Origin of the sequence: Pandoraea pnomenusa (genome assembly GCF_040391475.1) — a bacterium.
Taxonomy (GTDB): domain Bacteria; phylum Pseudomonadota; class Gammaproteobacteria; order Burkholderiales; family Burkholderiaceae; genus Pandoraea; species Pandoraea pnomenusa_C.
In genome coordinates, this window is record NZ_JBEBXS010000001.1 from 492465 (window position 1) to 513493 (window position 21029).

28 protein-coding genes are annotated in these 21029 nt (G+C 61.6%); 3 read left to right on the forward strand and 25 right to left on the reverse strand.

Annotated elements, in window-relative coordinates; genetic code table 11:
* Window positions 1-57: 57 nt before the first annotated feature.
* Window positions 58-459 carry a hypothetical protein gene (locus ABWO90_RS02030; RefSeq protein ID WP_353189517.1) on the reverse strand — a complete coding sequence of 134 codons (402 nt, stop codon included), beginning with the start codon at window positions 457-459 and terminating at the stop codon, window positions 58-60.
* Between the two features lie 123 nt (window positions 460-582).
* On the reverse strand, window positions 583-2208 hold the full coding sequence (locus ABWO90_RS02035) for a methyl-accepting chemotaxis protein (protein ID WP_353189518.1): 1626 nt from the start codon (window positions 2206-2208) through the stop codon (window positions 583-585).
* 313 nt (window positions 2209-2521) lie between these two features.
* Here ABWO90_RS02035 and ABWO90_RS02040 point away from each other — a divergent pair, with 313 nt between their 5' ends.
* Both ABWO90_RS02040 and ABWO90_RS02045 read left to right on the forward strand, forming a co-directional pair.
* Entirely contained in the window at window positions 2522-2824 is a 303-nt protein-coding gene (locus tag ABWO90_RS02040; protein WP_353189519.1) for a hypothetical protein, read from the forward strand.
* Window positions 2825-2915: 91 nt separating this feature from the next.
* Window positions 2916-3575: a LysE family translocator gene (locus ABWO90_RS02045; RefSeq protein ID WP_353189520.1), complete on the forward strand. Its 660-nt coding sequence runs from the start codon at window positions 2916-2918 to the stop codon at window positions 3573-3575.
* Window positions 3576-3648: 73 nt separating this feature from the next.
* Here ABWO90_RS02045 and ABWO90_RS02050 read toward each other — a convergent pair whose 3' ends face one another.
* The 13 genes from ABWO90_RS02050 to ABWO90_RS02110 form a co-directional block, all read right to left on the reverse strand.
* Window positions 3649-4440, reverse strand: a complete 792-nt coding sequence (locus ABWO90_RS02050) for a DNA adenine methylase (protein WP_353189673.1) — start codon at window positions 4438-4440, stop codon at window positions 3649-3651.
* A gap of 149 nt (window positions 4441-4589) precedes the next feature.
* Complete coding sequence (locus ABWO90_RS02055) at window positions 4590-5267, reverse strand: DUF7338 family protein (RefSeq protein ID WP_353189521.1); 678 nt, start codon at window positions 5265-5267, stop codon at window positions 4590-4592.
* A complete protein-coding gene (locus tag ABWO90_RS02060) occupies window positions 5267-5686 on the reverse strand; it encodes a phage tail assembly chaperone (protein WP_353189522.1) in 420 nt (139 codons plus the stop codon). The genes ABWO90_RS02055 and ABWO90_RS02060 overlap by 1 nt, the downstream gene beginning before the upstream one ends.
* A gap of 1 nt (window position 5687) precedes the next feature.
* Window positions 5688-7292 (reverse strand): phage tail protein, encoded by a 1605-nt coding sequence (locus ABWO90_RS02065; protein WP_353189523.1) that lies wholly within the window; start codon window positions 7290-7292, stop codon window positions 5688-5690.
* 1 nt (window position 7293) lies between these two features.
* Window positions 7294-7929: a phage tail protein I gene (locus tag ABWO90_RS02070; RefSeq protein ID WP_353189524.1), complete on the reverse strand. Its 636-nt coding sequence runs from the start codon at window positions 7927-7929 to the stop codon at window positions 7294-7296.
* Complete coding sequence (locus ABWO90_RS02075) at window positions 7922-9028, reverse strand: baseplate assembly protein (RefSeq protein ID WP_353189525.1); 1107 nt, start codon at window positions 9026-9028, stop codon at window positions 7922-7924. The genes ABWO90_RS02070 and ABWO90_RS02075 overlap by 8 nt, the downstream gene beginning before the upstream one ends.
* Window positions 9025-9378, reverse strand: a complete 354-nt coding sequence (locus tag ABWO90_RS02080; protein WP_353189526.1) for a GPW/gp25 family protein — start codon at window positions 9376-9378, stop codon at window positions 9025-9027. The genes ABWO90_RS02075 and ABWO90_RS02080 overlap by 4 nt, the downstream gene beginning before the upstream one ends.
* Window positions 9379-9423: 45 nt before the next feature.
* Window positions 9424-9912 carry a hypothetical protein gene (locus ABWO90_RS02085; RefSeq protein ID WP_353189527.1) on the reverse strand — a complete coding sequence of 163 codons (489 nt, stop codon included), beginning with the start codon at window positions 9910-9912 and terminating at the stop codon, window positions 9424-9426.
* A gap of 13 nt (window positions 9913-9925) precedes the next feature.
* The gene (locus ABWO90_RS02090) at window positions 9926-10528 is read right to left on the reverse strand and encodes a phage baseplate assembly protein V (RefSeq protein WP_353189528.1); all 603 of its coding nucleotides are present in this window, start codon (window positions 10526-10528) and stop codon (window positions 9926-9928) included.
* Window positions 10525-11709: a phage late control D family protein gene (locus ABWO90_RS02095; protein WP_353189674.1), complete on the reverse strand. Its 1185-nt coding sequence runs from the start codon at window positions 11707-11709 to the stop codon at window positions 10525-10527. Before ABWO90_RS02095 ends, ABWO90_RS02090 begins: the two co-directional genes overlap by 4 nt.
* Window positions 11706-11912 carry a tail protein X gene (locus ABWO90_RS02100; protein ID WP_353189529.1) on the reverse strand — a complete coding sequence of 69 codons (207 nt, stop codon included), beginning with the start codon at window positions 11910-11912 and terminating at the stop codon, window positions 11706-11708. Before ABWO90_RS02100 ends, ABWO90_RS02095 begins: the two co-directional genes overlap by 4 nt.
* Window positions 11912-12823, reverse strand: coding sequence for a phage tail protein (locus ABWO90_RS02105; RefSeq protein WP_353189530.1), 912 nt, complete (start codon window positions 12821-12823; stop codon window positions 11912-11914). The genes ABWO90_RS02100 and ABWO90_RS02105 overlap by 1 nt, the downstream gene beginning before the upstream one ends.
* Window positions 12823-15231: a phage tail tape measure protein gene (locus tag ABWO90_RS02110; RefSeq protein ID WP_353189531.1), complete on the reverse strand. Its 2409-nt coding sequence runs from the start codon at window positions 15229-15231 to the stop codon at window positions 12823-12825. Before ABWO90_RS02110 ends, ABWO90_RS02105 begins: the two co-directional genes overlap by 1 nt.
* 28 nt (window positions 15232-15259) lie before the next feature.
* Between ABWO90_RS02110 and ABWO90_RS02115 the strand changes: the two genes are divergently transcribed.
* Window positions 15260-15499, forward strand: coding sequence for a hypothetical protein (locus ABWO90_RS02115; RefSeq protein WP_353189532.1), 240 nt, complete (start codon window positions 15260-15262; stop codon window positions 15497-15499).
* A 59-nt stretch (window positions 15500-15558) separates the two neighbouring features.
* Here the strand turns inward: ABWO90_RS02115 and ABWO90_RS02120 are convergent, their stop codons facing one another.
* The 10 genes from ABWO90_RS02120 to ABWO90_RS02165 all read right to left on the reverse strand — a co-directional run bounded on the left by ABWO90_RS02120 (window position 15559) and on the right by ABWO90_RS02165 (window position 21023).
* Window positions 15559-15864 (reverse strand): phage tail assembly protein, encoded by a 306-nt coding sequence (locus ABWO90_RS02120; protein ID WP_353189533.1) that lies wholly within the window; start codon window positions 15862-15864, stop codon window positions 15559-15561.
* A gap of 166 nt (window positions 15865-16030) precedes the next feature.
* Window positions 16031-16555 (reverse strand): phage major tail tube protein, encoded by a 525-nt coding sequence (locus tag ABWO90_RS02125; RefSeq protein ID WP_058377583.1) that lies wholly within the window; start codon window positions 16553-16555, stop codon window positions 16031-16033.
* A gap of 2 nt (window positions 16556-16557) precedes the next feature.
* Window positions 16558-17988, reverse strand: coding sequence for a phage tail sheath subtilisin-like domain-containing protein (locus ABWO90_RS02130; protein WP_353189534.1), 1431 nt, complete (start codon window positions 17986-17988; stop codon window positions 16558-16560).
* A 3-nt stretch (window positions 17989-17991) separates the two neighbouring features.
* Complete coding sequence (locus ABWO90_RS02135; RefSeq protein WP_353189535.1) at window positions 17992-18216, reverse strand: hypothetical protein; 225 nt, start codon at window positions 18214-18216, stop codon at window positions 17992-17994.
* Window positions 18213-18677: a Gp37 family protein gene (locus ABWO90_RS02140; RefSeq protein ID WP_353189536.1), complete on the reverse strand. Its 465-nt coding sequence runs from the start codon at window positions 18675-18677 to the stop codon at window positions 18213-18215. The genes ABWO90_RS02135 and ABWO90_RS02140 overlap by 4 nt, the downstream gene beginning before the upstream one ends.
* The gene (locus ABWO90_RS02145) at window positions 18677-19111 is read right to left on the reverse strand and encodes a gp436 family protein (protein ID WP_353189537.1); all 435 of its coding nucleotides are present in this window, start codon (window positions 19109-19111) and stop codon (window positions 18677-18679) included. The genes ABWO90_RS02140 and ABWO90_RS02145 overlap by 1 nt, the downstream gene beginning before the upstream one ends.
* Window positions 19112-19118: 7 nt before the next feature.
* Window positions 19119-19415 (reverse strand): Acb2/Tad1 domain-containing protein, encoded by a 297-nt coding sequence (locus ABWO90_RS02150; RefSeq protein ID WP_353189538.1) that lies wholly within the window; start codon window positions 19413-19415, stop codon window positions 19119-19121.
* 2 nt (window positions 19416-19417) lie between these two features.
* Window positions 19418-19750 carry a capsid cement protein gene (locus ABWO90_RS02155; protein ID WP_150555714.1) on the reverse strand — a complete coding sequence of 111 codons (333 nt, stop codon included), beginning with the start codon at window positions 19748-19750 and terminating at the stop codon, window positions 19418-19420.
* On the reverse strand, window positions 19747-20091 hold the full coding sequence (locus tag ABWO90_RS02160; protein ID WP_353189539.1) for a hypothetical protein: 345 nt from the start codon (window positions 20089-20091) through the stop codon (window positions 19747-19749). Before ABWO90_RS02160 ends, ABWO90_RS02155 begins: the two co-directional genes overlap by 4 nt.
* An 8-nt stretch (window positions 20092-20099) precedes the next feature.
* The gene (locus tag ABWO90_RS02165) at window positions 20100-21023 is read right to left on the reverse strand and encodes a major capsid protein (RefSeq protein WP_353189540.1); all 924 of its coding nucleotides are present in this window, start codon (window positions 21021-21023) and stop codon (window positions 20100-20102) included.
* Between the last annotated feature and the right edge of the window lie 6 nt (window positions 21024-21029).

The following is a 21029-nucleotide window of genomic DNA, read 5'->3' on the forward strand; positions in this document are numbered from 1 at the left end:
GAAAAACGCCACGTGAGACCGTGGCGTTTTTCATGATGCGACCGCTTCGGGTACGCGTCAGTCGGTGGCTCCCGAGTACGGCACCATGCAGCGCTTGACGGTATTCTCAAAGTCACGCGGCAGATTGCTGCCGGGCGTCTCGAAGTACTGCAGGCGCGTGCCGAAGCCGCCCTGCATGATGTCGACGTACGGGTTGTACGTGGCATTGCCCTGCGCATCCGGGCCGCGATACACGCGCACGCGATCCGCGCCCTGACGCGCATACGACGTCGAGTCCACGTTCGGCGTGAGCGCGCTCCAGCCGTGATAGATGCAGTTCAGCACCATGAAACGATCGGCCGCAGTGCCCTGGTCGAGCAATCGACCGGCTGCCGGATCTGGCCGGCTCATCTGGTTGATCGGGCCGCAACCTGCCAGAACCCCCACGGCCACCGCCGCCATCAGCGCCACTCGCTTCATACTTCGACACCCTCAACTGAGCAAAAGATGGGCAATGTTACCCGGTTCGGCGCGCTGCCGCCATGAACACGCCCGCGCACCAGCCCTTCGCCCCCTTCCTTTGCGCTTGCAGCGCCCCGAACTTCACGCCGCCAGCGACAGCGGCGAAGTACCGCCCACCGCGTGCAACGCGGGCCGTCTCGCGGTACCCGCTGCCTGCCCTTCGTCGCCAAGCCGGAAACGCGCCATTTCCTCACGCAGTGCATTCGTCTGATCCTCCAGCGAAGCCGCCGCTGCCGCCGCCTGCTCCACCAGCGCCGCGTTCTGCTGCGTGACCATGTCCATCTGCGTAACGGCCTGATTCACCTGCTCGATGCCACCGCTCTGCTCGTCCGAGGCCGCCGAGATCTCGCCCATGATGTCCGTCACACGTTGCACGGCCTGCAGGATTTCGTCCATCGTACGCCCCGCTTCCGAGACCAGCGCCGAGCCGTCCGACACCTTCTGGGCAGATGTCTCGATCAACCCCTTGATCTCGCGCGCCGCCGTGGCGCTGCGTTGCGCCAGTGTCCGCACTTCGCCTGCGACCACCGCGAATCCTCGTCCCTGCTCGCCCGCGCGGGCGGCTTCGACCGCCGCATTCAACGCGAGAATATTGGTCTGGAACGCAATGCCGTCGATCACCGCAATGATGTCGACCACCTGCGACGAACTCGCCGAAATGCCCTGCATCGTGTCGACGACCCGAGAGACCACCTGATTGCCGCGCGCGGCGATATCCGACGCGTTCAACGCCAGTTGGCTCGCCTGCCGCGCATTGTCGGCGTTCTGCTTGACGGTAGCCGTCAGTTGCTCCATCGACGAGGCCGTCTCTTCCAGCGAGGCTGCCTGCTGCTCGGTACGCGCCGACAGGTCGGTATTGCCTGCCGAGATTTCGGCCGTGGCCGTGGCCATCGCATCGCAACTGCGCCGCACGCCCCGAATGGTGCCCGCCAGACGCGACTGCATCGTGTCGAGGCCGCGCATGAGCATCGACATTTCATCCTTGCCGCGCACCTCCACCTGATTGTCCAGTTGACCTGCCGAAATGCTCTCGAAGTGCTCCAGCGCCTCGCCCAGCGGACGCATGATCGCGCCGCGCAACGAGAAATAGCAGGCGATGGCCATCAACACGCCGACGACGGTCGCCCCGATGCTCAGCCAACGGAACGCGGCCAGCTCGGTCATCGACGCCTCATAGGTCTCCTGCCCCAGCTTCAGCTTGTACGCGGCGAGCGCATCGCTGGCGGCCGTGAGCGCCGCGTAGTACTTCGGCAAGGCGTTCATCGTGAGATCGTCCATCGCAGTGCGGTCGCGCGCGTCGATGGCGACGAGCATCGGGTCCATCCCCTTTTCGAAGAACGTCACCCGCTTGGCAGCCACGTCGTCCGCCATGCGCTGCTCTTCCTTGTCGCGTGGCAACGCCTGATAGGCCGCCCACGCGGCGTTGGCATCCTTGATCATCCCGCGCGCACGGGCGGCGACCTTGTCGGCATCGGGCGATTCGGGATGCAGGACCACACGGTCGAGAATGGCGCGTGTGCGCGCCAGCGTGGCATTGTCCTTGCCGAGGGCCACCGTGGCGGCGAGGTGATTGGCATACGTCTCGCGCAAGGCATCGCCGGTGCGTGTCATACCGGCGATACCGAGTGCGCCCAACAGAATCAGCAATACGGCCAGCAACGCCATGGTGATGCCGAGGCGTGCCTTGATAGAAAAGCTACGCAACATGCTGTCGTCTCCGTCATACGTAATGGGATTACCACCCCTGTCCCGGCCTCTGATGGGCCGGTAATACTTGTCACATCGGCGTTGCACGCAGCAGACTTGAGCATCCTGCGGGTTTACGTGTCCATGCGCCAAGGCATTGCACGACGTCCGCTTGACGCAAATCAAGCCGCCGACGCGTGCCGATTCAGGCGCCGGCAGTCTTATGTGCCGAAACGGGAAACCTCGCGGAGAATGACCGCGAGGCTGCCGATGACGTGGGGGAGTGCCGCCATCTTAGTACGTTTTTTATAGATTAAGTCGATATATACAAATCATGATCGAAGGACTCGAAAAGCTGCTGGCCGCCGGCAAGGACAACGCACTGCTGCGTTTCGGCCTCGGCAAGGCCTATCTGGACGCGCAGAACTTCGCCGTCGCCGCCGACCATCTGACGCACTGTGTGGCATTCGATCCGGCCTACACGGCCGCGTGGAAGCTGCTCGGCAAGGCGCGCCAGGGGGCGGGCGATATCGACGGTGCGCGCGATGCGTGGACCCGGGGCATTGCGGCCGCACAGACGCACGGCGATCGTCAGGCCGAGAAGGAAATGACTGTCTTTCTCAAACGGCTGGGCTGATTTCGCATCGTGTGACCGAGCGGTTCGACACAACCGGCGAACCCGGCGGCGGCGTGGTATCGTGCAGCTTGCCCATTTGAGACGCACGAACATGCCTGCACTCTCGACCTGGCTGGCCTTTGCACTGGTCGCCATCGGTATGGCCCTCACGCCGGGTCCGAACATGATGTATCTGATCTCGCGCTCGCTGTGCCAGGGGCCTGCGGCCGGTCTCGTCTCCCTCGGCGGTGTGGCGCTCGGCTTTGTCTTCTACATGCTGTGTGCGGCCTTCGGGATCACCGCCCTGCTCTTCGCCGTGCCGTTCGCCTACGACGTGCTGCGCATCGGCGGCGCCCTGTACCTGCTCTGGCTCGCATGGCAGGCACTCAAGCCGGGCGGCCGCTCGCCGTTCGAGATTCGCACACTGTCGCGCGACAGCAACCGGCGTCTGTTCCTGATGGGCCTGTTTACCTCGGTTCTCAATCCGAAGATCGCCATGTTGTACCTGGCGTTGCTGCCGCAGTTCGTGCATCCCGAGCACGGCAGCGTGCTCACGCAGTCGCTGGTGCTGGGCATGACCCAGATCGTGTGCAGCGTGATGGTGAACGCCTCGGTGGCAATGTCCGCAGGCGGCATCTCCCGATTCCTCGGCCAGCGCCCCGCGTGGCTTCGCGTGCAGCGCTGGCTCATGGGCGGCGTGCTCGGGGCCCTGGCCCTGCGCATGGCCACGGTGAAGCGCGGCGCGACAAACCAACCGGACTTCGCGCGATAAATGGAGCGTGATGCATTTTCCAGCATTTGCAAGCAAATTTCACGCCCCGCGCGTTTGATTTCGCCCGAACGAGTCAGAATAGGCCGCCAAACACCTCCGCCTCCCAATTCATGATGACCAGTTCTTTACTGGTTTGGGGGATACCGCGTGCGTTGGCCACCGAGTATCGGATGTCCAACTCTGCGACATGGAGGCCGGCAAAGGCATCCCGGATGTCGGGGTGATCGTTTATGGACAACATCACCTTGCCCTTGCATTCCCGCATGATTGCTGCCATCCGTTGATACTCACCAAATTCAAACGGCACGCCATAGCCCTCTGTCTGCCAATAGGGAGGGTCGAGGTAGAAGAACGTATGCGCGCGGTCATAGCGGCGCATGCAGTCGTGCCAAGACAGGTTTTCGACGGTAGTACCAGCAAGGCGCAGGTGAGCAGCCGAAAGCTGCTCTTCGATGCGCAGAAGGTTGACTGTCGGGGCGGTCGTAGCGGTACCGAATGTCTGCCCGTCGATTTTTCCGCCAAAGGCGTGGTGCTGCAAGTAGTAGAAGCGCGCCGCGCGCTGTATGTCTGTAAGCGTCGCCGGAGACGTCATCTTCTGCCATTCAAATACCTGCCGACTGGAAATCGCCCATTTGAACTGGCGGACGAACTCTTCGAGGTGGTGCTGCACAACTCGGTAAAGGTTCACCAACTCGCCGTTGATATCGTTGATTACCTCGACGTGAGCCGGAATCGGGCGAAGAAAGTAGAGAGCTGCGCCGCCACAAAACACTTCCACATAGCACTCGTGAGGCGGAAAGAGCGGTAGCAGCTTGTCCGCGAGACGGCGCTTTCCGCCAAGCCACGGGATGATGGGTGTTGCGATGTGCATTTATCGTGCGTCATATGTGATAGGCTTACGCCGCCTCTGCAGGGGTACGCGGCCTTGCCAAACTTGCAGGACTCTTCTGCGAGGGCGGGACGCGGCCGGTGTTGGCGCACCGACCGCGTCGCCGCGTCTTTTCTTCTAAATTACTATGCGGCCGAAACCCGTCGCTTGAACGGGTTATATGTGGCACATACAGGAATCTGCCAAGCCGGGCCCCATGGCGTTTCGCGCCAGGCGTTGCCCAACCAATAGTTCCACGCCTTCCAGCCGATTTTCGCTTCGCCGAAACGTCCGTGGTAATAAAGGTTCACGCCATTACCCACAGCCAAGAACAGCACCAGGTCATCTCGCTCGATGTTGGCCAGGACACGCCAACTAGACGCGTCAAACGTCAGACCAAAGAGCCAATAGTCCAGTCCATAAGCCGGATTGCGCAGGAGCCACAGCACCCGAGCCACATAGCGCATGTGCGCGCTCTCGCCCCACACGGCAGGGAAGTAGCCATCCTTCCACCCGGCGTCGATCGAAGCATCGAAGGTCTGGAACCAACGAAGCCAATGCGGCAGGTTGCCGTTGTCATCTGCGAGCAGCACTGCCCACCAGTTCACACACAGAACGGCAAAAACGACGCCTGCCCAAGTCGCGACGGCATAGGCGGGATACGCGATAACTGTCACGACGGCGTACAGGCGGTGTGGCATCGCGCTGGAGAATAATCCTGCGGCCAAGTACCGATCGGCCACGGAGACCACAGTTGCGATCGCCGCCGCGATGGCGGAAAAAGCGGCTGCTGAAGCTAGGAAAGCCAAGAGTGATGAGATCATTAGGAGACCTCCATCATGGCGGCAACGCTCTCGGGAATCGTGGGCATACCGACGTGTGGAAAGCCGGCGGCGAGGGGAAGATCACGAAGTTCCTGTCGATATTGAAGCAGCGCCGCAAACGCTTCTGCTGACATTGTCGGCGTACGTTGCATGTCGAGCTCGTCGCGATGGCGTTGGACCAGCCAATCCGTCCGGGTCACGAGAGTGTCTCGAAGCGCCTTCAGTCCGGCCGCACGCTCCTCGTCGCTCGGTCCAGCGGGTTTGACAAAATTGTTGCCATCCCAGATATCGCCAGCGACCGGCGTGGGAGCGTGGTCCGTGATGTCTACCAGCTCGATATTGGGCGCAAAATCCGGGCGCTCTTCTGCTTCGAATGTCCAGTGCAAAACACCATTGAGAATCTGACCGAAGGTTTTCATATCACCACTCCACGATGCAAATGCCGTCACCACCATTACCACCGTTAGTGTCGGTACCATTTCGGTAGTACAGAGCACCACCGCCGCCGCCAGCGCCATAGCCGGTAGCGTGCACGGCCACATATCCGTGAGACGACTGTCCTGCACCTCCGAACAAACCGCTTCCGCCTGGCCCGCCCCGAGAGGTCTGCGTGATGGTGGACGCAGAGTATTCGCCAGCACCGCCCGGCGGCCACCCCGAGCCGCCTGCGCCTCCGACGTTTCCTGCGCCGGTAAAGCCCCCTTTGCCGGAGCCACCGCCGGTGAGGGAGAAGTAACTGCCAAAGCTCGTAACTCCACCGGCGGTGCCGTCTGGCAGAGGCGCCGACGCGGGGACAAGGGTCGAGACGGCGCCTTTCCCTCCCTTTCCGATAGTGACGCGAACTGGCACACCGACCGTCAATTTCACGTACTTGCGAAATACGGACTGCCCTGCGCCGCCCCCGCCACCCGGAATCGCCATGTTGTTGACGTCCTGCCCACCCGCACCACCGCCACCGCCGCCCGCGATCGCCGTAACCCAGTTGTCCTCACGAACGGGGATGAAGTCGCCACTCGCCTCGAAGATCGCCAGGCCAGGTGCAAACAACGCCTTTGCCTGGTCACGTGTATAAAAGCCGTCTTGGAGTTCCTGACTCAACGCGTATTGCGGATGAGGGTCCGACGCGTCGGTATGTGCCTGCATCGCCGCCTGAACGAACGCCGTATTGGCGATCTTCCGGCTGCTGTCGCCGGCGGCCTGGTCCGGCGCATTTAGACCTCCCACCCATTGAAAAGCGAGCGATGTCGTACCCACCACTACAGCGCCGTCGGTCTTGAGCATCCACAGGGTGTCGGCATTCAGCGTGCCGGACTCCACGGGAATCACTGCGCCAGATGTGAGCTTCGCCGCACTGTTGGCGTCCGCAGCGCGTGCCCACGCGCCGGCCCCTACCACGTAGATACCGTTCTCAGCGCCCGCCACCTGGTTCTTTACCAGCACACGGTCGCCCGCCGTGAGCGCGACGTCATCTACCGGTTCCAGTCCCGTAAGCACGATCGGCCCCGTGGTGGCCGCTCGAACCGATTGCTTGCTGTCCAGCTTGGCCAACTCGTCACGGACGTAATCAATGACGTACGCACGCGGCGCCATCACCACGGAGTTGTCAACTAGCAACGTGACGCTGGCGGCGTTGCTCGTCTGAAAGATGGTGCGCACATAGAACTGCTTGCCGCTACCGCTGGCCAGCATCGGTTTGATGGACTCGGGATACTTACAAATTGCGTAGAGCACCCCGGTGTCGGTGTAGATACCGACCTCCCGGATCGTCCAGCCGCCCACGTCGTCGGCCAGCCATCCTTCACAGACAAGCCAGTTGGGATTGTTGGGGTCTTGCAAAAGCGCGTTAATCGGCTGGCGATGGACTTCGCGCCGCAGCGCCGTCGCAGTCGGATCCGGGTTGTAGACGGCTCCATTGCCGTCGCCGATGGCCATCGTAGTCAACGTGATGGGCTTGTTCTGAGCCTTTTGCTGAGCCTCATATGCGAGCCCGGCGTTGGTCAGAATGGTGTAGTAGTCCTGAGCCACGTCAGTTCTCCAAGGGGTAAATCGTGGTGATCTCGATGGTTTGCTGGCCGTAGCCAATGAATACGGCCCCGCGTTGCTCGACGCCGTCCAACTGCAACGGATATATGGTCGTCAGCTCGCCGCCGAGCGTCGCGGCCGCGATCACGGGCACGGGACTTCGCACGGTGAGGTACAACGTGAGCGCCTCGAGGTGGCTGCGCACGTTTTTGTACTCGTTGACCAAGGCGACGAGCGCGTCGTAGGTTGTCTCGTCAATTCCGCGGTCGGACAGATCCACGTCGATACGGAAGTGATACGGCTGGCCACCGTACTCAAACCACTCGGCGATCTGACCTTTGAGGGCCAGCGTTTCTAAAACTTGTTGAATGGCCCACTTCGTGCCTTTGAACCGGTGCAGTTCGATCGCCCGCTTGAGCAACAGGCGACGCTCGTCGTCGTTGCGGGCAAACTGCCAACCTTCGCCAAGGATGTGAAACTGATCCGCGAGCACCGGTAACGCCGACGCGTTGACGGTGTCCACGAGATAGACCAGGAGCGGCGAAAGGTCGATGTCGCTGATTCGAGCCGCCAGCTGTCCGAGCACTCGGAAGCGCTCGTCGCTGGCCAGCGGCGGCGGGAGCAACAGCGAATCAGCCATCGACCGTCCCCGAAACGGTGATATTGATTCCAGTGCAGCGCGCCCACTCGTTCTCCGCGAGCACGAGCTTGGCCGGAGAGGTACGCACGATGTCATACACACCGGTGACCTTCAGCGCGACGTCCACCTGCACCGGCACGATGTCACGGCCGAGCCCCGCTGCGCGATCTGCCATATAGGCTTGGGCTGCAGCATTCGCCTGCGCGAGCACGCTGGCCACATCGGTGTCCTTGTACAGCACCAGTTGTGCCTCGATCGCGTAGTCGACGGGCGTGGGGGCAAGCGCTTGCACCTGGTCGGTCAACGGGCGCACGCGGTCGGCCGAACACTTCGCTTCGACCAACGCCAGCATGTTGGCGTCTGGCAATCCAGTGGTAAGCAGCGGGTAAAGCTTGACCACGCCAGGCGTGGGGGACAACACGGCCACGTCGACGATGCTTTGGTGCGCGCTTTTTGCGTGGAACACGTAGGCCAGGCGGCTGCCAGCGGTGCTGAACGCTTCCGGTGCCAGCTTGATACGTTCCCGCAAGCGGTCGTTTTCCTCTTCCTCAACCCCGCCGGCGGTGACGGTGACATTGGTGGCGGTCACTTCGATGTCGCCCAGCTCGTCGACCAGGTTGTTGATCTGTCCAGGTTGCCAGCCATTACCAACGGCGCCGGGTTCCTCACAGGTCGCGGCCGCGTCTACCGACAACTGGCCGGCTGCCAGCGTCACGTCCTCGTCGGTAGCAAACGTCGCGGCCCCGTCGCCGCCCTCGACGCGGGTGCCTGCGGGGATTAGGAAATCGGTGGCCAACGCAGTCTTCACGGCAAAGCGCAATGGGGTCATCGCTGACTGCGCCGGCAGGCGCGTGACACCCACGAGCTCGCCCAGGTAATCCAGCATTGGCGCGCGGGCGTAGTGCACGAGGCTCTGTTTGGCCGCTTCCTGTATGCCGACGCGCACCAGTGTTTCCCGATAGGCGATAACGTCGATGAGCAGCCGCTCGACCTGAGCGGGATAGAGGGTCTTGCCGGAGAGCGACTCGTATTGCGCGACGATCTCGGCGGTAATGACCTGTGGATCTCGTTCAATGAAACTCGGCTCGGGAAGGCTCACAGACGCACCTCCGTGTCGCGCTTGACGCCGTCGGCCAGCTTCCATCGCACTCTCAGGGTCATCTGCGCCTGATCGATCGTCGGAGTGACCTTGAGCAACTGGCAACGCGGCTCCCATTGCCGTATCGCATCGACGGCTTCGCGCACCAAGTGAGGCACGGCTTGATCGATGGGGTAATCGACGTACCGATGTACGTTCGAGCCGAAGTCGGGGCGATGCGGATCGCTGCCTTTTGGCGTGCGCAGGATCACGTGGATGGCCTGGCCGATGTCTGCCTCCGCTTCGACAACGTCGAAACTGTTGAGTGCAGGTTGCCAGTGAACAGAGGAGATGTCGGATAGCCGGGTCATGCGGCTATCGTGCCGCCATGCCCGACTGGGGGATATTAAAGCGCTTTAAGGCTTAATGCGCTGGATGTGCCTATCGGCAAGTCGAATCGCGGCGAACATGCGGCGCATCACTCTTTCGCGCTCAATCGAGGACGCCGGAATGAGGATGTCGCTCAGAGAGCCGTAACGTAGGAGTTGGCGTCGGTCGGAATATAGTAAACTCACGCGCCGCAACTGCTCGGCCAGCGGCGATGACAGCGGATGCAGCCCAAAGCTAGAGGCGGCCTCATTGGCAACCTTCACAATATCGTGCCCAAACCTCTTCTTTTCGTAGAGATCGAAATCCTTGAGCAGGAGCAGCGCCTTGAGCGCGACTTCGATACCTTGGCATAACAGATACAGAACGACGGCCTCGTTGCCACAGTGGCGTTTCAGCAGAAGTGCGGACGCGACAAAGGCTCGCCCCTTGTCGTACTGGATCTGCCCGATCTTTCGTTTGCTGTACGTCGACAATGTCGCTTGTCCCGACTCCCCGGGACCGATGATAACCTTCATTGCGCATCGGAAATCAGTGAGTGTGGTGATTCGAGTTGCCGCCACCGTCCATGACAGTACCAGTGGCGTCCACGTTGCCGTCGACGCGCATGTTACCACTCACGGTGGCACCGTCACCGCCCGAGATCGCCATGCCTGCTTCGCCAGACAGCTTGCCTTTAACGAGGAGGTTTCCGGTGACCTCGGCATCTGCCGCATCGATGGTCACCTTGGTTCCGGCCTTGAGCAGGATTTCCGTGTGCGCCTCAACTTCGACGCGTCGAACACCGGCGGCAGTCAAAACACCGGTCGAGCGGTCGTACTCGAGCAACGCACCGTCCTTGAACCGGATCGTGAACTTATTCGGATCGGTGACCGGTGGCGTGTCGGCGGATGAGTAGATCGCGCCGAGAATGACCCCATCCTCGCCACGCGCATCAAGCAACACCGCCACTTGCTCACCGGTGTCATACGTCCAGCAGGCTTGATCGTCCTGCGTTTTCGGGTACGCAATGGGCAGCCACATGGTGCGCATGTTATCGAGATCGGGTAGACGCACCCGCGCGAAGCCCGGCCGAGACGCGCTGACCGTGCCAAATTTCAGGGTGGCGCCGAATTCTTCCATGGTTTCCGTCATTTCTTCTTGGTCACCTGACTGGTTCCGACTACGCCGACCTGTCCGTCAGCCGTGGTCCCGTAAACCTTGAGACCCTTGCGGGCGCTTGCATTGGTCGTACTGGTTCCCGTCCCAGCCTTGACCGGCAGTGCCACACGCTTGATCTCCATCTCGGTCGTATAGCCAGCGCCGCGATCGAGTCGGTGATGAGCCGACTCGACAAGATATTTCCCGGAGAGCTTCCCGCAGTGCGCCAGCTCGATGGTCGTACCAGCGACGAGCTTGGGATTGCCGTACACGGTGACGTTGCCGGCAGTTTGCTGGAGGTTCGCCGCGTCAAGAGCCGCCTGCGTCTTCGTCTGGAGCGCGGCCTTGGATCCTCTGGCGCTGAATTTCAACGTATCGCCGCTTGCAGATTTTCCTAAGCGCTTCTTCGTGCTCACACTCGTTTGGCCAACCTCGGCGACGTCGTCCCCCTTCACACCGTAGACCACCAATTTCTTTGTCTTCGGATCGTGATATTTGCCTTTGGCCGCCTGGTAGACGTCCTTGATCTTGTCGCGCATCCGAACGGACTGGAGGTCGGTCGCGTTCAGCGTGGCGACTGCATCGGTCTCACGCAAATTGGCTAGCTCCGTGAAAACTAGCTTGGTGCCCACAATCTTGAAGGCATACCCAAATTCGCGTGCCAGGCGAGTAAGGAATTCGACGTCCCGCTCCTGGTACTGCGTGACCCGATCGATTCGGATGTCTCTGATTTTCCCGACCAGCGTGAGCTTGTTACGCTTGGCGATGCGTTGCGCGATCGCGGCCAGCGTCGTGCCCTCATACGCTCGTCCAGCGCGAGTACGAACCGATTTCTTCACGCCGGTGGCCAAGGCACGAATCGTCACGGTCGCCGGCGGGTGCGCAAACTCGATTTCGTCAATCTCAAACGTCCCGCAGGGCAGCAGCGGATCGTCACGGTAGCCGATCTTGAGGGACAGTGCATCGCCTTTTCCCGGATACCATTGCTCGATCCAACGACCGTCCGCATCCTCCAGTTCGACGGCCAACTCGTCGGACTGGCCGTCCAGGTAGTCGGTGTACGTCACGGAGCGGACATAGGGCGTGATGTCGTTGGTGATGTTCTTCTGTTCGTAGGTGAGCACGAATACCGGGTGCGGCACCTTGGCCGTGGTCGTGGCCGATTGGTCGTTCATCGCATCCACGGCGGGAGATCCTCCGACAAGTCGGTTTGTTCAATCACCGGGATCGAGAGCCGCAGACCGCTCGGAAGCGTCGGCGTCAGTAGAACGTGCGGATTGGCAGCCACGATGGCTTCGTAGGCAAGCGGATCGCCGTAGTAGCGGTTGGCGAGCTGATCCCAACGCTCGCCCTCAGTCGTGATGTGGGTCAAGTACATCAGATCGCCCTCGCGATGACCTTGGCGGCCAGTTTGCTGATGCTCGGCGCCGCCGACTGGAGCGCGCTTGACGCCGTCGAGAGCTGCCCGCTCAGGTAATCCATTCGACCGCCGATGTTAGCGGCGCTGACCGAGCTCAGCGCTCCCTGTGCGCTGCGGACTGCGCTCAGAGCGTTATCGCTGGCGCGCAGCACGCCAGAAACTTCGGGAAGTTGGCCAGACAGCCCGCTCAACGTTGGTGACAACTTTTCCAATGGACCAGCGACCTGTTTCACGCTCGTCAGCAGCGCCGGCACCCGGCCCAGCGCCGCAAGCGGGTTTGCTGCGAGCTTTTGTGCAAGCCGAGCGCCATCGACGGCGACGCGCAGGGCCGATTGCGCCTGGTTGGCGTAGGTGACGGCCTGACGTACGCCCTCGCGAACGGTTGCCGTAGCGCTGTCGAGCGCACTGGCCGACGCATCTTCGACCGGCAGCGCCTTGGCATCGGCCGGCGGCGGATTCGGCTGGACGGCGGGTGGCTTGAGTGGATTCTTCTTGTCACCAACGAACTCGCGCAGCGTGATGCCAGCCTCGAGCGCGACAAGCGTTCCGGCTTTGTCTGTGTGCTTGCTGGTGGCCTGCACGCTGGTCAGCACGAACCAGCCTTTGTAATCGCCATTGCCCAACACCAACGCCATTGCCTGGTGAGCGGCCAGCGCCGTCTTGAGCTTTACGAGCTCCGCTTCCGGGTCACAGTAATACTGGTGAAAAGCGAGCTGGATCCGAATCTCGTCAAGCTTGTCGCCAATGAACTGCAGCCGCGGCTTACCTTCGATGAGCGCGTGCTCAGCGAAATCAGCCCCGAACTCCGATTCGAAGCCGTCGAAGTACGTGATCAAGTCGAATTGGACATCACCGAGAAGCGCGAACATCAATAGGCCCTCCGCGCTTGCTGACCGGTCACCCGCTTGATCATCTGCTCGAGCTCACGCAACGAAAGGTTGAGCGCTTCCGTCACCTGCATCTTCGCCGCCTCGGGCGAGCCACCCTGGACGTGGATCGTCGGACTGAACTGGATTGTCGTCCCGCCAGCGCCGGCGCCGGCGGCAGATGCACTGAGGCGACCAGACGCGATATGTTGGGTCGCCGCGGCGGCGGCCGTATCTGAAGCCATGTCTGCAGCGGCCCTCGAGGCGAGTCCCGCCGACCGCCCGATACCAAGGGCAGCACCTTGTGCGATGTTGTCGCCAAAGCCCATGAACACGCGAGACGGGGATCGGATGCCCAGCGTGTTGGCAAACCAGCCTTTGATGTCCGAGCCGAACGAGACGATGCTGTCGCGCGCCGCCGAAATCTTGGACGTCACGCCGCTGACAAGCCCGTTGATCAGATCCGCTCCCGCAGAGAAGAATCGATCTTTCATGCCTTTGAGCCAGGTCCAGCCGACCACAATTGCTGACTTGACCTTGTCCCAATTTTTCCAGACAAGGTAAGCGGCAACGCCGATCGCGGTCACAGCCAACCCAAGCGGGTTCATGAGCATTGCCCGGCCGAGCCAGAGAAATGCCTGACCGGCAATCCGCAAACCGGACAACAGGTTTCCGGCAAGCAGGCGGCCGAGAAAAAGCGCTCCACGACCGAGCGATAGCATCCAGCCGCCGATACGGCCGAAAACGCTCGCCAGCCTGGTCGCTGTTTGCGCCCCAGCGCCGAACAACTGGAATACGGTGGCAAGGCGCGACGAGCCACCGAGCACCAAAGCGCGCATCAACGTCCACTTGGCGGAAACCGTCGTGAACGCGGTACCGAGAAGGTTCAGCGGGGATTTGACGAAGAAGTTCAGTCCCCAGCCAAGGGCAAGGGTTGCGACCTTCAGGCCGACGATGCTCACCGCGAAGCCCGCAACCGCTCGGACAACGCCTGGATGGGCTTTCACGAACAGCTCAACGTTCTTTGCCATCGGCGTTAACGCATCAAGCAACCCGGTCAACGACGGCATCAGTTCCCGTCCGACCGTGATGCCGAGGTCAGCGACGCTCGTATTGAATCGCTCCCACGCTTTGGTGGCGAGTTCCGCGCGTTTCCGATAGTCCTCATCGATGGTGCCCATCGCTTCCTGGCTCCCCATCTTTTTCTTCGTGTCCTGGTACTTATCCCATCCTTGGCGCATGGCCAACAAATGGTTGATGGTCTGGATGTCCTGGAACACTTCGTTCAGGCCGAAGCTCTCCATCAAACGGCGTTGGGCCTCTTCGTCTCCCTTCGCGCCGGCTTCTTTCCATTGCTTCATAAACCCGTCACCGCGCGACGAGATGAACTTCTGCGCAATCTGCAGAGACGCTTCATAGCTGGAATAACCATCGGCGACGAGGTTTTGCATCGACTTTTGATAGTCCACGCCCGCCTTCGAATACGAGTCGATAGTGTGCTTGGCGTTCATGTGCGAGAGCCAATTGCGCAGGTTGGTCACGGCTTCATCGCCGGAACCAGCGCCTTCGCGGCCGACTTCGAGACTCGCGATGATCTGCGTGAGCGCGGCCTGCCCCTTGATGCCCTTCGCCGCGAAGGCCGCCGTCATCTCAGGCAGTGCTTTGGCCACATCCTTGAGTTCGAAACGACCGAGCTTTCCGCCGAAGGCGGCACGGTTGAACGCTTCCTTGAGCGCTGCATCGCCCTTGATGCCGAGCGTCTCGGACAGCGAATACACCATACCGGCAAGGTCTTTCATGTCCGCATTGGTCGCGGTGGCCACCTTGCCCAGAAGGCCCGAGTACTCCCCGGCCTTATTGGCGTCCATGCCTGCCGCAACCAAGGTGCCGACACCTTCCAGAATCGCCGCATGCCCCTGACTGGTGGACAGCGCGGCCTGGCGGACAGCCTCGCCCACCTTGAATTCTTCCTGTTTGGTCAGATTCCCGGTAATGGCGATATCACGCAGCCCGGCTTCGAACGTCGCAGCCTGCTTAACCGCCCCGATAAGAGGGGCGGCCGTCGCTTTGGCCGTGAGGTACGTGCCCACCATTTCGCCGCCAAGCCCCATGCGTTGCTGCCGCAGCGCGTCGCCGCGAGCGAGCTGGGAAGCCAGCGCAGCTTGCTTCGTTGTCAATGCATCCATCGTGGTGCCGAGCCGCTCGTATTGGCGGCGCAGCTCGCCGACATTGCGCATAGGATGGGACATTGCGCGCGACATCACCTCGCCAAGCCGGGTATGCTTGACCCGCAGGTCATCGGCGACTCTGCCAAGGTTCGACATGGTCGTCTTGGCGCCGGCGAGCGCGGTGCCGAAGCTGGCCAGCATCGTCGCGCCGATCTTGACACCAACGTAAAACTCACTTGCCATGTGGATACCTCGGAATTAGGATGCGGCTATGGACATCGAAACCCTCGCCAAAACCATCGCCTACGTTGTGATTGCCATGCTTTCAGTGGCGCTTGGCGTGTGGCTGCTCATCGAGCTGCCCCTGTGGGCCGCGCCGTTGATGTTCGGCGTCGCCGTGTTTTTTGGGTTGGTTTTCTTGGGGCCGCTAATCGCCGTCGCAGCGTTTTGCATCGCGGCCCTCATCAAAGCAGCCGCGTGGCTGGTTAGCCATCGCCGTGCTCGCGCTTGATTTGCTGACTGGCGTCGGTAATCCAGTCACAGAATTCATCGACGCTCAGATGGTCAATCTCACTCGGCTGCATCCGGAACCACCTCGCTAGCAGGCTTTGCCCCGACCGCAGGTTTTCCGGTGATACCCACAAACTCCAGAAATCGGGCCTTCACCGCTTGGTAGTCTGCGGCGTCCATCTCGTCCAGATCCTCCGGCACGAGATTGCACATACGTGCGACGCCGTTCAGTTCGAGCGACACCTCGCTCCCGCCGCTTTGCTCGCCGATGGCCTTCAGATCCTTGACTTTGAGTCGGCGGATGGTGACGGCGCTCAACTTCTGACCGGCTGCCGTCGTGAACGGGTACTGAAGTTGGATCTCCATAAGATTTCCTTTGCATGTGGTGAATGAATGAACTACACGAAGGATTCTCAGTCGATGCCAGACTCCAGTCAGTTAATCTGCTTTACCAAATGAAAAGGCCCACCGAAGTGGGCCGTGAGGAAAAGCGCCAGTTTGCGCAATTTCGCAAACTGGTCGGATGGTGGGGTCAGGTGCCGGTGTTGCTACGGTAGTCGGCCAGCATGTCTTCGCCGTTGACGCGGAAGATGTTGGCCATGTAGTCCAGCTCGAGCACCTCCTCGCCGTCGATGACCTGCTTGATGTAGGTCGCACCGAACGCCGAACTGAATTCCGCGTTCTCGTGCTGCTTGAAGGTGCCCAGTGGATTTTTCTTGAACATGACCGTCAGAAACGTCACCAGGCTGACCTCCTGGATGCGCCCTTGCGCGCCGTAAGTCTCGATGCTGGAGCGGCACTGAAGGGACACAGCCTTGAAGGGGTTGGCCACCGTCTTGGCCACGTCCTTGTACAGCGAGTTCCACTTCACTTCACCCTCGAGCTTGTCGAAGCCGGCCGGCAACTCGATCTTGCCCACCATGCCAAGCGCCTTGTGTTCCTGCATGATGGCCGAAATGTCGGGCAGCTTGATCTCTTCTGCGCGGCCGAGCAGCGAGTTCCCGTCAACGTAGATGTTGGCGTTCGTGATGCGGTTGATTTCGATCTTGCCGGCCATGATCAGTTACCTCCTTTCAGGGTCAGCAGGTATTCCGAGGTGATCTCGGTCTCAAACGTGAGGCGCTCGAGCGGCGGCGGCACCGTGTATTTGTAGTTGATGAGCAGGTGCCCGTTGGCCAGCTCGGTTTCTTCGTTTCGGGCCGGGTCGAACCAGGCTTTGAAGCCGAGCAACGCACCGTCGCCGATGAGCTTGCGGCCGTACCCGTTCACCGACTCGACCAGGGCATCGATCAGCGCCTGATTGATCGGCACATCGATGTACTGCTGGCTGAAGTACCGCAGCGATTCGTTGATCACATCACCCGTGCGCCGGACGTTCTCGAAGTTGCGCATGTGTGTGACGGTCGGCCAGGCGGCGGTCCGGTTCCCCCATAGGCGGAAGCCCGACCCATAGCTCGAGAAGATGGTGGTGATCCCTTGCTCGTTGAGCAGATTCACCTCGGACTGCGGGTCGTCGATCATTGCCGAAAGCTGACGCTCCACGCCCGTCACGCCCGCAATTTCTTGGTTGGAGCTCGACCACCAGAAGCCCTTTTCCAGGTCGATCTTTGCACGCAGCCCTGCAGCTCGGGCGGACAGCGGCTCGAGGCGTTCCGCGTTCGTCGCGGCGTCGTACACCTTCACGTGCGGGTAGCACAGCCGTACGCGGTCGCTCGACGTGTTGAAATTGATGGTGCCCATCGGGCCACGACCTGCGACCGCCTGCGCGTAGGTGGTGCCGATCGGCGCATCGATATAGGCCACGGCGTCGAGCTGGTCAGCCATCGCGATCATCTCGGTAGCGACCGAGTTCTGTGTGCAGAATGCCGGCGAAATCAGGATCTTGGCGAAGAAGCCGAACAGGTTGTACGTGTCCTTGAGTGCCTTGATGCCCGTGCGTACGCCTGCGGCGTTGACTGCGCCGATGATGTCGGCGGCGGTGACCTTCGTCGGGTCGGCGTATTCGTAGCTCGCCTTGACGCTCGCGCCTGCAGCGATACCACCGCCCTTGACCCGGGTGAGCATCCCCGTGAGCGTGTCGACCGAATAGTCGGTGCCGAGCACGTGGGTCGTGTTGCCGTCGTTGCTCTTGACGACGAGCGAGGCCACGGCACCATGAGCCAGGCTCACCCGATCGGTGGACGCGTCGAAGGTGACCGCCTCGGTGGGCACAGCCGTCTTATGAATTGCCGGATCCAGCACGTTGATGACGATGACGGTGCCCGCGCCATGATCGTAGATCGCGTCGAGCGCCTGCGGAATCGTGAAGCCGGGAAGCTGCGAACCGAACGCGGCCGCGTCCTTTTCCGACAGCGACAGCGTGGCCACGTTGACAGGCCCGGTCGGGGCGGTGCCGATCAGGCCGATCACCGCAGATTTGACGGTACGAACCGGGCGAGGCCCATTCTCGACTTCGATGGTTTCCACACCATGCAAGTAATTTGCGGCCATCGTTCACTCTCCTTTCGCGGCGGATTCGTCCGCGCTGACATTGGCACGCGCTGCAGCCTTACCGCCTTGTTTAACGGGGGCCAAATGTCCCAAGGCCAACAGGGTCCGCGTGTACTCGTGAGCTTCGGGCAAGTCGACTTCCTCGCCGGTGTGAAGCATTACCTCTTTGCGTTCTGCGCCGTCTTGCAGCGTCACACCGCTCGTCGGACCGCTGTAACGGTATTTCATGAATCCTCCTCGTAGGTCACCTCAGTCAGAGGCGTTTCAGTGTTGACGTCTGCGTCCTCGACCAGCATGGCTTCGGAAGCGACGTCGACGGCGTACTGCCACAGGCCGGCCGTCTCGCCCAGGAACTTCTCCGATACCGCCCAGACCTTGCGGCAGTCGGGTGGGCGAAACCCCACCAGCGCTGCACGCACGAGGTCCACCACGTCAACGGCGCCGCCCTTGCCATTCAACTGGCGGAGGACCACCGTGACCGACAGCTTCACGGTGCGCGGCTGTGCGACGTAGGCGACGTCCACCGTCTTGTCGAATTGGCTCCCGAGGTAACTGACTAGGAGCGCGCCCTTGGGATGGTTCAGTCGATACTCCGAAGGCTTGTCGGGGAAGTACTCCACAGCCAGGTGTGGCAGCTTCACGGCCAAGCGCTTCACGACCGCATCGATAATCTGAAGGGTCGTGGCCATCAGTAGCGATCCAAGATGTCGGAGCCGAAGCGACGGGGCTTCGCCCGCACCTTCATCTCGCCAGGCTCCGGCGCTGCCTCGCCGGTGGGAACGCCGATCGTGAGTTTTGCGTCGCGGATTGCCTCGAGCATCTGCAGTGCGGACTTGTAAGTGCGCGTGACGGCGTCGGGCAATTCCGCGCCTTCAGGCCGACGTGCATACAACCAATGACGTGCCAGATTGACGGTCATGTCTTTCACAACAGACGGGACCGGCTCCAGGGGCAGGTTGTAGCGCCCGCGAAGATGGGCATCGACCAGCTCTTCCGCCTGCCTGACGGCTTCCTCGACCACCGCCTGGTTCATGGCGGTGGCCGACTCGTCGTCGTTCGATAGCCAGATCAGCGTCTGCGGCGGGATGGCCAGCTGCAGGTCGGCGAGTGAGCAGTAGCGCATGACCGCCTCAGAACGTGGTCGGCCGGGCCACGGCACGGGTCAATGCCATGAAGCCTTGCTGCAGGTGGTCCTGCCCGATCGTCAGCCACCGGTCGGTTTCGTACGCTTCGTCGCTGACCGCCACCAATGTCTGATCGCCGACCTGGACCGGCTCGCCGTCGATCTTGAAAGCGGGCAGCCGGCCGCGCAGCGTCTCGACGAGCGAGCCAATCTCGACGGCCTTGGTTTTCACCTCGTTCATCAGCGAAATCTCGTCTTCCGTCAGATCCCGATAGCCGGCAATGTGCCTGTGCTGGTTCTCCATGCTCAGATGCTCCGCACGATTCGAATGAGGTCGCCAGCGGCGGCGGCACTGTCCCAGGCGTAGCCGTTGGAAGTACCGGCGGCCTTCGTTACGGCGCGACCGCTTGCGTCCGACTCGACCTCCGCGCCGGCGGCGATCGCGCCGCCTGCCTCAACGAGGATTGCGCCGAGGATGTTGGCGGGCGCTACGCCGCCAGCTTCGGTGTCAGCCTCGACCACACCCAATGCTTTGGCTCCAGCCGCGCATACGGTGCCGTCGAAGGCGACGAAACGGCGACGGATCAGATCCGTCGCAGCGATGACCGACGTGGTCAGTACAACCTGCTGCGTTTTCATTGCTTACCTCCGGTCGACGAACTGTCCTTCTTGGCCGCCTCGGTCGCGGCCTTGTCGGCAGCGGCCTTTTCTTCGGCAGCTTTCTTTGCTGCAGCGTTCTCGGCCTCAGCTTTCTCTGCTGCAGCCTTCTCGGCGACCTCCTTTTCAGCCTGGGCCTTCTCAGCGGCGGCCTTTTCTGCCGCAGCTTTCTTCGCTGCATCGCCCTGGCTCGCAACCGGCTCGAGATAGCGGCGGAGCTTGTCTGCTGCCGCATCGTCGAGCACGACTTCGGCGCCTTCGGGGACACGTTGGCCGTCGTGATGCAGATCGATGCCACGCACACGATAGGTTCGGGTGTTCATGGGCGACCTCATGCGTTCGTGTCTGCGATCAGATAGCCGGCATCGGCGCCAACCACCACGGGCTTGTAGACGTCGGTGTGGCGTACGAAGCGAACCTTGCCGCCCTCGGCGTCGTACTTGTCCGTCTCAGGCATGCCCTTCTTGCGCAGGGTGTAGCCGAAGGACGGCTCTTCGTAGTCGGCCGATCGATCGGCACCCGGCTTGGCCACGTAGGCGAGGATCATGTTGTCGCCCCACACGTCACCAGTCGCCCCATCGCCGGCGAGCGCCTCACCGATGAAGATGTCGTTGATGCCGAAGAGCATACGAAGATGCTCCAGTGTGACGAGCTTGCGTTCGTTGCTGCCCAGAGCGGCCTGCAGCTTCGCGTGGAACTTCAGCGACTGGTAGACCGAGGCGCCCATCACGATCGTGTTGGGACGAATTCCGATACGGCTGCGCACAACTTCCTTGGCGGTTTCGACAACGGCCACGGGATCACCGCCGTTGTTGCTCCACTGGCTTGCACCCGAGAGTGCGACCTTGCCACCGGCCAGGAACGTGCTGGCGTTCTGTGCCAGCGCGGCGCAGGCCCACTCGCGGCGAAGATCGATCGCATCTTTCACGCGCTTGGCTGCACGAGCTTCGGCATCGAACATCGATTCCTGCTGCTCGCGATAATCGACCGGATAGGCCAGATCGTGTTCGCGCAGCACGACATCGAGCGAATCGATATCGTCCGGCGTCATCACGTTGGACTTCGCGCGGATCGCGCGCTCGGTTTCCCACAGGCGGAAGGCTTCCTTGCCGAACAGCGGCACGATCGCGCCTTCCTTGTCCGACGGCGCAATCGGAAACAGTGCTTCGCCGATGTACTGCGCGTTGCGATAGCCGCGCGCGATGTTGGTCAGGACCGGGTCGACTACCCGGAGCTGACGGAGACGGTCAACCATGTTGGC